We start from the raw sequence: 11,393 nt of genomic DNA, 5'->3' as shown, positions 1-11,393 counted from the left end.
TCCGAGGGTGGTCAGTTCAAGGCTTTGACCCCCTGTCCGTGCAGGGCTTGTGCGAGGCGGACTGAGTCTCCGCTGGTCTGGCAGAGGTGTGCGTGGTGGAGCAGTCGGTCCACGGTGGCGGTCGCCAACGTTTTGGGCATCAACTCATCGAACCCGCTGGGATGCAGGTTCGACGAGACCGCGACCGATCGGCGTTCGTAGGCTGCTTCCACGATCCGGTAGAGCCCCTCGGCAGCGTCGGCGCCGACCGGGAGGAGCCCGACGTCATCGACAATGATGAGCTCGGCGCGGACGATCTTGGCGACGGCTTTGCCCAAAGAATCATCAGCACGATGGGCACGTACGAGTACCCCGAGCTGTTCGAGGGTGAACCAAGCCACCGGCATACCTGCTTCAATAACATTGTGTCCCAATGCTTCGAGGAAAAATGTCTTCCCCGTCCCAGCTGGCCCGCACACGACCAGGTTCTCCCGCCGCCCCACCCATTCCAGGGTGCGCAGCGCGTGCTGGGTGGGCAGTGGGATCGAGGAGGCATTCTCGTCCCACACATCGAAGGTTTTGCCGGTCGGAAACCGTGCGGCTTTGCGGCGGGTGGTGAGCATCGACCGGGCTCGACCAGCGGCTTCTTCAGTCAGCAACGCTTTGATGACCTCGGCCGGATCCCAGCGTTGTGAGCGGGCGGTGGCCAACACGTCGCCGGCGACCGCCCGTGCGTGGGGAAGCCGCAGTTGGCGCATCAACTGCTCCACCTCGGCCGGCAGCGTCGGGGTACTCATGCGATGTCCTCGTCGTTTACGTGAGAATTGTTGAGGCCGAACGAGTTCCATCCGGTTGTTCCTTGAGCCAAGGAGGTGTCTTCGGAGGCTTGGTGGCGAGTCGGGTCCATTCCTTTGCTGGCGAGGATCGAGTCGAGGTCGCCGGTGGCGAACCGGCCGTGCACCGCGGCGTGACCCAATGCCCAATCCACATCCGGGCGGCTACTCAGGGTCGAAAGGTCCACGGCGTGGGTCATCTTCTGAAAGATCCGTTCGGTCCCGACGGCGGCGGCTTCTTTGAGCCACACCACCGCGCCCTCTCCGATCGCCAGGAAAGCGTGCTCAGCAGCGCTACGAGCGCGGATCCGGTAGTCACCGGGGATCTTGCCGGGCTGATCCGGGAAGTGGGCGTCATCGATTGCGGGGGTGCCGCGGGTGGTGCGGCGGTGCCGGGCCACTTCGACCGGGCCACCGCCGTCGAGGGCGCAGATGATGACCTCATCGGTACCCGGGTGGTGGCGCACCCACACACTGTGTCCCAATAATGTTGACGGGATGGAATATTGGCCGTGCTCGAAAGTGATCATCGGAGTGTTGTCCGGTACTTTGCGGGTCACCCCCAGGCCCGCGGTGTGCGGCAGATCGGGCACCGCATGGAGCTGGGTGCGTTCGATCTCGAGCATCTCGGCCGGTACCCGGCCGGTGGCCCTGTGGACCCGGTTGTTGACAAGCGTCATGAACTCGCCGCACGCGGTCTCGACGTCGACGAAACTCGCGTACTCGCCTAGCAGGTTCGTCTCGGTCGGCACGATGTCGGCTTTAGCGAGTTTGACGGCGTTCTCCACCCCGCCTTTGGAGGCCGGGTCGGCCGGCTCACACGTCAGGACGGAGATGCCGTAGTAGCGGCCGAAGGTCACCGCATGACGGTTGCGGACCGGAACCCCCGCCACGTGCCCGGTCGTGACCGTTTTCTCGTTGTCGGTCAGCAGGTACGTCGGAGCGCCGCCGACGATGCGAAATACACGGTCGAGGCCGGCGAACACGCTCGGCCCGGTCCGGTCGTGCAGGGCGATGACGATCCGAAAGCGGCACCACGCCAACCACGCGACCAGCAGCACCACCTTTCGGCCGTTCACGATCGGGCCGTCACCGAAGTCGTACTGCAGCCACAATCCGGGTTCGGTGACCCACGGTCGGTGCACTCGCGTATTGCCCAGGCGCCATTGAGCTTTGATCTCCGCCAGTGCCCGGCGGGTGGTGCGTTCGTTGCCGGTGTACCCCAACGCGGCCAAGCGTTCGTGGGCTTTGTCGCCGCGGATCTTGCCGTGCGAATCCTGCACCCACTTCTCCAGGTTCGGGGTGAAGTCGTCGATCAGTCGGGCCCGGCGAACCTGCGGCGGCAGGCCGGCATCGCGGTCCTCGACCGCCTTCTTGACCGTGTGATGCGAGCACCCGCAAAGTTCGGCTGCCGCGCGATACGACCCAGTCAGATCGTAGGCATTGAGTATTTCCATGAGTTCTCCGTCAGACTTCAATGTGGTCTCTCCCGGGTGATTCGAATCGACTAGGCATCGACATCGAACCTCGGGAGAGGCCCCCACGGCGCAGACGCGCCGCACTGGGATCAACAGGACTGGGCAGATTCATGGCCGGCAACGGGCACATTCGTGCCCGCCAGTGAGCAGTTCTTATTGGCCGTCAGTGGGCACTTTCATGTCCGCCTACGGGCAGTTTTTCATGTCCGCCGACAAGACACCGAGTGGTCACTCAATTCGGTTTCGAGGTCGACGTACACCGCCGAGCGAATGTGCCCTCTTTCGTATGCCTCACGACCGTCGGGGGCCTGCAGGGACCAGCGCACGTCGAGCAGTCGCAACCCACCCCGCCGTTCTTCCAGTTCGGTTGCCAACTCGGAAACACTGATGAGACTCACGTCGACCCTCTCAAATCGCTTGGTGGGATTTCGCCCTGACACCTCCATCTCAGCATGCACGGAGGGCATACTGCCCTTCACCACCTCTGACATGGACGATCTCAGGGCCGAATGCGGTGCCGGTCGGCACGGGTGATGGCGCGGATGTCCTCGAGAACGTCGTGCCAGCCGTACAGGACGTCGTCATACGTGATCCGCATCGTCAGCCATCTGCCTAGCAGGGCATTGCGGTCCCGGCGCCGGTCGTTCCGATAGTTCTCAAGGCTGGTGTGGTGACGTTCGCTGTCGCATTCGATCAACAGGCGGCCGACCCGGAGATCTACCCACCCGACGTCTGGAATATCCGGTTGCACGTGGACAGTGAATCCGGCCGCCCGCAGGCGCAGGCGGGTCAACGACTCCGTTCCCGACTGCGACTTCGGGTCGCATTTCCTCATCAACGCCCGCAACTGCTCAGGCACCACTCCCATGTGAAGTTGCAGATCGGGAATGGTCCATCCGGCACTGTTCAGCGCGGAATCGCAGACCGTTATCCAATCCTCATCCGTCATACACTTCGCCGCAGTTCCGAGCGCCACGGGAACGGAGTCAATCGCTGTGACCACCGGAGTCGCAGTGCCGTAGCCATGGCAGAACTTTGCGACTTCTCGTCTGCCGTGTTTACTGACCCGCACGTGCACGCGCTCGTATCCGGGCGGTACCCACAGTCCGTGGTGCCGCAGGGCGGAGACGCAGCCGAGGGCTCCACCCATCCGGACTGCCTCCACTGCGACTGGATCAGCGATCGGTGTCGCGTACCAACCAGGACGCAGTCGGATCAACGATCCGTCACGGACCTGCTTACGCACAAGCCAGTAGTTCATCTGCCGCTCTCGCAGCTCAGCCAGGCTGAACACCCCACACCCCATGCATATTCGACGCGCAGCGGGCCGGTGGCGACCCACCGAGCCTGAGATCGTCCATCTGGGCACCGATAAAGGGCATATTTCCGTTTGGCTGCGCTGAAATGGACGATCTCAGGGGGATTACCCGAGCATGTTCCGAATATCGTCGGCACCGACGGCCGAGGAGAACATCTCACCATCGTCGACGACAGCGGTGAACAGTTCGCGTTTGCGATCCTGGAGCGCAACAACTTTGGCTTCGATGGTGTCGGCGGATACGAGCCGGTAGACGGTGACGGGTCGGGTCTGGCCGATCCGGTGGGTGCGGTCGATCGCCTGGGCCTCGGCGGCGGGATTCCACCAGGGGTCGCAGACGAAGCAGTAGTCGGCCTCGGTCAGGTTGAGTCCGAAACCACCGGCTTTGAGGCTGATCAGGAAGACCTGGGTCTTGCCTGATGTGAATGTCTCGACTGCGGTGGCCCGTTCTCGCGACGACAACGAACCGTCGAGGTAGCTGTACCGGATTCCCTTAACGTCGAGAGCCTTCCGCAGCACATCGAGGAATCCGGTGAACTGACTGAAGATCAGGGCGCTGTGCCCCTCGGCGATCAATTCCGGCAGTTGTTCGCAGATGAAGGTCACCTTCGCCGAGTCGACGTCGCCGTGGGCGGGATCGACGAGACCGGCATGCAGGCTCAGTTGCCGCAGCATCGTCAGCGACCGGAAGATCTGGAAACGGTTCTTCTCCCAGTCCCCCAGCAGGCCGAGGACGACTTCGCGTTCCCGGACGAGCCGGGTGTCATAGATCTTGCGGTGCTTCTCCGACAACTCGATCTCGAGAGTCTGCTCCTGCTTGGCCGGCAGGTCCCGGGCCACCTGATCCTTGGTGCGCCGCAGCATCACCGGTTTGATCCGCTTGCGCAAAACCGGCAATCGCTCCGGATCCTCACCCTTCTCGATCGGCTTGCGGAAGAAGGCCGCGAACGACTTCGGGTCGGGGAACAGGCCGGGCACCGTGATCGACAAGAGCGACCACAGTTCCATCAGGTTGTTCTCCATCGGCGTGCCGGTGATGGCGAGTTTGAACGGCGTGTTGAGCCGTCGGGCGGCCTGGTGATTCTTCGCGTTGTGGTTCTTGACGAACTGCGCTTCGTCGAGAACCATTCCGGCCCAGTCCTGCCCGTTGTAGGCGTCGATGTCGAGCCGGAGCAGGTTGTACGTGGTGATCACGACGTCGGCGTCGGCGATCACATCGGCCAGGAGCGTACGGCGCTTGGCCTGGGTCGCGGTGACGGTCACGGCCTTCAAGTCGGTGAACCGATGGCACTCGGCGGCCCAGTTGATGAGCACGCTGGTGGGCGCCACCACCAGAAAGCGCCGGGTCTCCCCGTGCTCCCGGGCCCGCCCGAACATCGCCAGGGTCTGCAAAGTCTTGCCCAGGCCCATGTCGTCGGCCAGGATCCCACCGAAACCGTTGTCCCACAGAAACGACAGCCAATTCAGACCCTCTAGCTGATAGTCGCGCAGAGTGGCATGAAGCATGGCCGGGGGTTCCACCGCGGTCGGCGGGCGCGCGGCACTGAGCTTCTCGACCCGCTCCTGCCACTGCTTGAGTTGGTCGTCGACGACCCCGAGCTGCAGGAGCTCCTCCCACAACGTCACGTTGGCCGGCTCTGCTTTGGCGCCGCGGTCATCGTCGAACTCGCCGAGCGCCTCGGCCTCGTCCATCAACTGTCTGAGCCGGTTCAGTTCGGGCGCGTCCAGCGGGAAGTACACGCCAGACGGAAGCAACATGTGGGTTGCGCCCGTCGACAACTCGCTGATCACGTCTTTGATCGGCACCTGCTCGTCGTCGACGTCCATGGTGATCTCGAGGTCGAGCCAATCCGACCCGATCGTCTCTGCACCGGTGAACCGCAGACGGGCCCGCTCCTTGACGCGGCGGTAGCGCTGCGACTTCTCGTCGACCTCGACCACCAGGTCGTCGCGTTCGTGGAGCCCGGGAAGGACTTCGGCGCAGAATCGGGCCGTCTCCAGTGCGCCGAGATGCAGACCCCGCCGGAGCGTCGTCAGCGACTGCGCCCGGACCGCCTCGTCATAGTCGGACTGTTCGATCTGGTCGGCCGGCGGCAGCACCCCCATGGGATATCCGCCGCCGGTGTAGGCGGCGAGGGCCTTGAGCGATGCACGGTCGACGACGAGCACCACCGATGCCAACGCGTCACGCAACCGTTCCCACAGTTCGTCTTCCGCCGCGCGGTCGCGCCAACGTGGCACCGTGCTCACCGCACCGGGATCGATGTCGTGGGGTTCACCGTTGACCAGATACCGGGTCGCCCACTCGGTGTGGGCGACGTCCTCGGTGAAGGACACGGTGAGAAGCCCGATCGGCCCGGTGACCGTCGGCGGCGTGAACAGTCCCTCGGGTACGTGCACCGGTACCGCGTCGAGGAGTCGCGGCAAGAAGTCATTGGTGAACGTGAGGGCGTCGGCAGCCGGGATGATGATCGGCTGAGTATGGAGCAGCTTTGCGATGTGCCGAAATTCAGGATCGAACGGCGCGAGCGTCGCCACACCCTCGTCGTCCAGGTAGCAGATGCCATGCGGCTCATGCTTTCCCAGCACAGTCACGTCGTCCGCCGTCAGCACCTTGTCGTCAATTGCCATCTCGACAGTGACGTGTGCGTCTTCGCCGTGGTCTCCGCTGAGGTCGACGGTCAGCGTCGCCTCCTTGGTGATGCGGATCTCGACGATGCCCGACGCCGGGTCCCCGAGAATCGGGATTCCGGCCGCCAGGGCCTCGTCGAGTTGATGCCAAATGGTCGACGGCGCGGTGGCGAGGATCAGGCCGTGCGGTAGCCCGTAATCCGTGGCCCGGAGCGAGTCGGACCCCATCCTCGTCAGGATCGAGAGGTGCCGCCCGTCGAAGTGATCGGGGCTCGCCTGCATCAGCGTCGGCCAGTCGATCCCGGATCGGATCCACTCGGTGCGCGTCCCGGGGCGCAATGGGCGCAGCGCGACCTGGGGTGCGCCGCTCCGCCGCCGGGGGTCCGGTGTGGTCACGAACATCTGCAGACCCAGAGGTTCGTTGCGTGGTGGGGTCGGGGTCAGCAAAGGCCGCAGCTTCTGCTCCCAATCCGGGGTGGGTGGCACGAGCGTCAGAGCGGACCGAGGCGACTCCGGTGCGTCACGGGCGAAATCGAGAAGCAGGGCGACGGAGTGTTTGCAGAAATAGCCGACCGGGCAGGTGCACGAGGCGTCGGCGATCTTCCAGGCCGGTCCCAGATGGCTGAAGACGATCTTGATCGAGTAGATCGAGACTCCCGAGCCTTGGCAGCGTCCGGTCAGGCGGCGTTTTGCCTCGTCCCAGGTCACGCCCACGAGCCGCCGCTGTCGCGCGTAGGCCGACCCACGCTGGATCGTCCCGGCGTCGTAGTCGCTGCTCAGCGACGCCGCGGTGATCAGGTACGCCCAGTCGGTGGTCATTGGTTGCAGGTTAACGCGACCCGCCGACTGATCACCCCATCTGCTGCCGTCGTCGCCGGTTGTACACAGAGAGGGCGGCTATCCACACTCCGGCGTCAGAGAGCCTCGAGGGTCTCCGTCATTTGTTTCTCGGTCTCGTCGGCCAGTCGCAGAAACACCAGTTTGACGATGGGGTCGGCCAACTTCGCGGCGCCGTTGAAGACCACGTGCGCGTGATAGGTCACCACGGTTTTGTCAGGGCCTTCGGCTTCGAACCTGATGTCGTCGACACTCGTCGCGGTCTTGTTGGTCCCGGTGAGCACGATGTGTTCGGGATCGTCGCGGGTCAGCTCGTAGACCAGTTCGGTGGAGATGCCCGCGATCTTCGACGTGTTGTCCCACTTGGTTCCCAGCGTGACGGGACCCGGTGTGCTCTGGACGCAACTCTGGGTCCCCGGGTCCCATCGGGTGGCGTTGGCGAAATCGCGCAAGAATGTACGCACCTTTTCCTTGTCCGCGCTGACGGTGAAGGTGCGTTGCACGTCGACCATGGGTCGTCCTCTCGTAGATCTCGGCCCCGACCGATGGCACCGAGAGCCGGATTGCTGCCTGCCGGGTCACGGGCGCCTGAACCCGACTGTAGGCGAACTCTCGTGCCACCTCGATGACCTGCGATGATGACGGGCGAAGCGAACGGTCAGGCGTCGGAACCACCGATCCGCTGTCGACGTATTTCGCGGCGGCGCGCTCGCTCCGCCTGGTCCGTCGCGGCGAGGTCTGCGAGTTCGATGGCGAGCTGCGCGCCGAGCTCGGGCAGAAATCCACCTGCCGCGCCGGTCTCGGCGATGACCACATCCACGATGCCGGAGGCGTGGAGATCCGTGGCCCGAATACCTTGTCGCGCGGCCATGTCGGGCGCATAATTGACGTCGCGGTGCACGATCAGGCTCGCTCCCTCGGGTGGGAGCGGTGAGAGCCAGGAGTTCGCCATGGCGATGACCCGATCGGCGGGAAAGAGCGCCAGTGCGGCACCGCCTGCACCTTGACCCAACAGCACCGACACCGATGGCACCTCAAGTGCGGTCAATTCGGCTATGCAGTGGGCGATCTCGTTTGCGAGCCCGCCTTCTTCTGCGTCGACCGACAGATCTGCACCCGGGGTGTCGATCACCGTGACCAACGGCAGACCCAGGCTCTGCGCCATGCGCATCCCCCGCCGGGCCAGTCGCAGGTCCGCGGGGCCGACCAACGCTCCGGGCAATTGCCGATTGCGGTCCTGTCCGACGAGCACCACCGAGTGGCCACCAAACCGCGCCAGTGCCAGCACGATTCCGCTCCGGGCGTCGATCTCGCCACCTCCGGCAAGCTCTGCGGCCTCCTCCGCGGACACTCGGAGCAACTGCGCGACCCCCGGCCGGTCCGGTCGCCGCGACGCCTCGACGACGTCCCACGCCGACGACTCGGCGACACCGGCGTCCGGCGACCGCGGCGCCGCTTCGCCGACAGTGCGTACCGGGTCAGCGAGAATCCGAACGATCTTCGCCACCGTCGCACCCAGATCAGCAACGGACACAACAAGATCGATCAGCCCGTGCGACCGCAGGTTCTCGGACACCTGGACCCCGGCAGGAAAAGGCGCACCATAGAGACCTTCGAAGACCCGCGGACCGAGGAAACCGACCAGCGCACCGGGTCCCGCCATGCTCACGTGGCCCAGCGAACCCCAGGACGCGAAGACGCCACCGGTGGTCGGGTGCCGCAGATAGACCAGGTACGGCAGCTTCGCGGCCTTGTGGTCGACCACAGCCGCGGTGATGTTGACCATCTGCAAGAACGCGGCCGTCCCTTCTTGCATGCGGGTTCCACCCGAGGCCGGGAGCGCCAACAGTGGGAGCTCCTGCGCGGTGGCCCGGCGGATGGCGGACACCACCCGGCGACCTGCATCCCGGCCGATCGATCCTCCGAGAAAGCCGAACTCGCTCACCACGATTGCGACGCGGACGCCGTGCACGGTCGCCTCACCGCAGATGATCGATTCGTCCAGACCGGTCTTCTCACGAGCTCGCGCGATGTCGGCGGCATAGTCGGGATCTGCGGGCAGCGTCGTGATCTGCGTGTCCCAGGGTTGCCAACTGCCTTCATCGGCCAACTTCGCCAACAACTCCGTCGCGGGCACCTTCTCCGGCCCCTGTGTTTCGTCGCTCACCCGTCAACCGTAGAGGGGCTTGCGCGATGCGCTACTATTGATAATCATTCCCATTAAGCAGGAGGCGTCGTGAAAGTCAGAAACTCGTTGAAGTCACTCAAGAACCAGGCCGGATCCCAGGTCGTCCGCCGTCGCGGCAGGACCTTCGTGATCAACAAGAAGAACCCTCGCCTCAAGGCCCGGCAGGGCTGATCCGTCCCGGTGTTGGTGGGTTCTGGCGGCGCCGACCTGGGCAAACGCTCGCCACAACCCACCAAGATCGGGATCAGAAGTACTGGGCACCGCCGTCGACGGACAGGTGTTCGGCGGTCATGAAGGACGACTCGTCCGATGCGAGGAAGGCGACGACGTTCGCCACCTCTTCGGGTTCGGCGAAGAACTGCTCGAGGAACGAGGTGCCCATCGAGGCGAGCTTCGGGTTCGCCGCGTTGGTCTCCTCGATCCGCGCCACCATGTCCCCGGAACCCATCGGCGTGCTCACCGCACCTGGGTGAACGCTGTTGACGCGAATACTGTGCGCCCCGAGTTCGGCCGCGAAGGCCCTGGTCATGCCCGTGACCGCGTGCTTGCTGGTCGTGTAGTGCACCATGAACGGCTGCACCTTCTTTCCGGCATACGAGCTGATCAAGATGACCGAACCGCCGCCACGATCTATGAGATGAGACGCCGTCGCCATCACGGTGTTCCAGACGCCGGTCACGTTGATGTCCATGTGGTCGCGGAAGATCTCCGGCGTCGCCTCATCCCAGGTCGCCGGGATACAGATGCCCGCATTGGCGACCACGATGTCCAGGCCACCGAGCTCGGTCACGGCATCTGCGGCCAAGACCTTCAATCCATCGAGGTCCCGGACGTCTCCTTGCCGCAGCAACGCCTTTCGACCTTCGGCCTCGACCAGCCCGGCGGTCTCCGCGAGGTCGGCCGGCGTCGCCGACTCGTACGGCACCCGGGCAACGGGCCTGCCAGATCGACGCCGACGATGTCCGCGCCCTCCCGTGCCAGGCGAACCGCGTGCGCGCGACCCTGCCCGCGGGCAACCCCGGTGATGAATGCGACCTTGTTGGTAAGACGTCCCACGTGCGCTACCCACTCTCGGTTCGGTGCAGTACGCCCACACTCTAGGCAGGAGAGGCGAACCCGCACGTCAGGACGGCCCCGCCGGACTACGATCAGGGCCATGATCGACCACCTGAGTCTGCAGTCCGCCGACCCCGGCGCGAGCGCGGCGTTCTACCTTCGCGTCTTCGAGCCACTTGGGGTGAAAGAAGTGATGCGATTCGACGGGCCCGATGGCCTGCTGGTCGCACTCGGCAACGGCGACTTCCCGGAACTCTGGTTCGGGCCGCTCGTGGACCCCGGCGTTCGGCCGGTGCATCTCGCGCTGGCCGCCGCGAGCCGCGAAGTCGTCGACGAGGTGCATGCTCTCGCCGTCACGGCAGGCGCGGAGATCCTGCACGAGCCGCGCGTCTGGCCCGAGTATCACCCGACCTACTACGGCGTTTTTCTCCGCGACCCAGACGGAAACAACGTCGAGGCCGTCAGCCACGGGTTCGAGCGCCTGGGCTTCTAGCGCGTCACCACCCGTTGAGGTGTATGACCGAGTCGAGGTCTTTGCGGGGTGCAGGCTTGAAGTCGGTGCCCTTGGTATACGCCACGGGCAGCAGCGATCCCCAGAGGCCGGCCTGATTGCCTGCGGGCAGGTCGTCCTCGTCGATCTCGATGGCCCCGATGACCAACACCGGCACGTCCCCCATCACCTGCGCGAGGTGCTTCGAACTCGAGACGATCCGGGCTCGCGACGGATCCTCGGCCGGGTCCACCGCCCCTGTGTACGCGGCATGCGAGGCGGCGTAGTACTCCGCGACCTTCTTCTTCAGTTCTGGATCGGTGACGATCAGCCAGTGCCACTTCTGCTTGTTACTGCCAGAGGGTGCCTGCAACGCGACCTCGAGCGCTTCGCGAACCACCTCGACGGGCACAGGTCGCTCCAGGTCGAGCCGCTTGCGCACGGTACGCGTGGTGGTCAGCAGCTCATCGGGGTTCAGTGGCAGCAGGTCGGTCACAGTGGTCCTCACGTCGACGGTTGGCTTCAGTGTCGCAGGCCTCGCATCGACGTCGGACATTCCGCCGATAGTTAATCTCCCGCTGAT

Annotated in this window: 9 protein-coding genes and 1 pseudogene; 2 read left to right on the top strand and 8 right to left on the bottom strand. The window is 64.7% G+C overall.

Features of this window, described 5'->3' with window-relative positions; all coding sequences use genetic code 11:
- Positions 1 to 11: 11 nt before the first annotated feature.
- From istB to BFL43_RS16180, 6 genes are all read right to left on the bottom strand, one after another.
- A complete protein-coding gene (gene istB, locus BFL43_RS16210; protein WP_084889766.1) occupies positions 12 to 776 on the bottom strand; it encodes an IS21-like element helper ATPase IstB in 765 nt (254 codons plus the stop codon).
- Entirely contained in the window at positions 773 to 2,290 is a 1,518-nt protein-coding gene (gene istA / locus BFL43_RS16205) for an IS21 family transposase (protein WP_084889768.1), read from the bottom strand. Before istA ends, istB begins: the two co-directional genes overlap by 4 nt.
- Before the next feature lie 499 nt (positions 2,291 to 2,789).
- Positions 2,790 to 3,551, bottom strand: a complete 762-nt coding sequence (locus BFL43_RS16195; RefSeq protein ID WP_346425974.1) for a hypothetical protein — start codon at positions 3,549 to 3,551, stop codon at positions 2,790 to 2,792.
- A gap of 162 nt (positions 3,552 to 3,713) precedes the next feature.
- Entirely contained in the window at positions 3,714 to 7,058 is a 3,345-nt protein-coding gene (locus tag BFL43_RS16190; RefSeq protein WP_084893525.1) for a DEAD/DEAH box helicase, read from the bottom strand.
- A 95-nt stretch (positions 7,059 to 7,153) separates the two neighbouring features.
- Complete coding sequence (locus BFL43_RS16185) at positions 7,154 to 7,588, bottom strand: SRPBCC family protein (RefSeq protein WP_084893524.1); 435 nt, start codon at positions 7,586 to 7,588, stop codon at positions 7,154 to 7,156.
- A gap of 146 nt (positions 7,589 to 7,734) precedes the next feature.
- Positions 7,735 to 9,243 (bottom strand): carboxyl transferase domain-containing protein, encoded by a 1,509-nt coding sequence (locus BFL43_RS16180; RefSeq protein WP_084893523.1) that lies wholly within the window; start codon positions 9,241 to 9,243, stop codon positions 7,735 to 7,737.
- A 69-nt stretch (positions 9,244 to 9,312) separates the two neighbouring features.
- Between BFL43_RS16180 and ykgO the strand changes: the two genes are divergently transcribed.
- Entirely contained in the window at positions 9,313 to 9,435 is a 123-nt protein-coding gene (gene ykgO, locus BFL43_RS16175) for a type B 50S ribosomal protein L36 (protein ID WP_084835712.1), read from the top strand.
- 73 nt (positions 9,436 to 9,508) lie between these two features.
- Here ykgO and BFL43_RS16170 read toward each other — a convergent pair.
- Positions 9,509 to 10,320: pseudogene (locus tag BFL43_RS16170) on the bottom strand (mycofactocin-coupled SDR family oxidoreductase).
- A gap of 100 nt (positions 10,321 to 10,420) precedes the next feature.
- Between BFL43_RS16170 and BFL43_RS16165 the strand changes: the two are divergent.
- The gene (locus BFL43_RS16165) at positions 10,421 to 10,813 is read left to right on the top strand and encodes a VOC family protein (RefSeq protein WP_084893522.1); all 393 of its coding nucleotides are present in this window, start codon (positions 10,421 to 10,423) and stop codon (positions 10,811 to 10,813) included.
- A 4-nt stretch (positions 10,814 to 10,817) separates the two neighbouring features.
- Here the strand turns inward: BFL43_RS16165 and BFL43_RS16160 are convergent, their stop codons facing one another.
- Positions 10,818 to 11,306 carry a nitroreductase family protein gene (locus BFL43_RS16160; RefSeq protein ID WP_084893548.1) on the bottom strand — a complete coding sequence of 163 codons (489 nt, stop codon included), beginning with the start codon at positions 11,304 to 11,306 and terminating at the stop codon, positions 10,818 to 10,820.
- Positions 11,307 to 11,393: the final 87 nt, after the last annotated feature.

The sequence above is a fragment of the Williamsia sp. 1135 genome, from assembly GCF_002095395.1.
Taxonomy (GTDB): Bacteria; Actinomycetota; Actinomycetes; order Mycobacteriales; family Mycobacteriaceae; genus Williamsia.
This window is presented reverse-complemented; position numbering and strand designations above follow the sequence as displayed.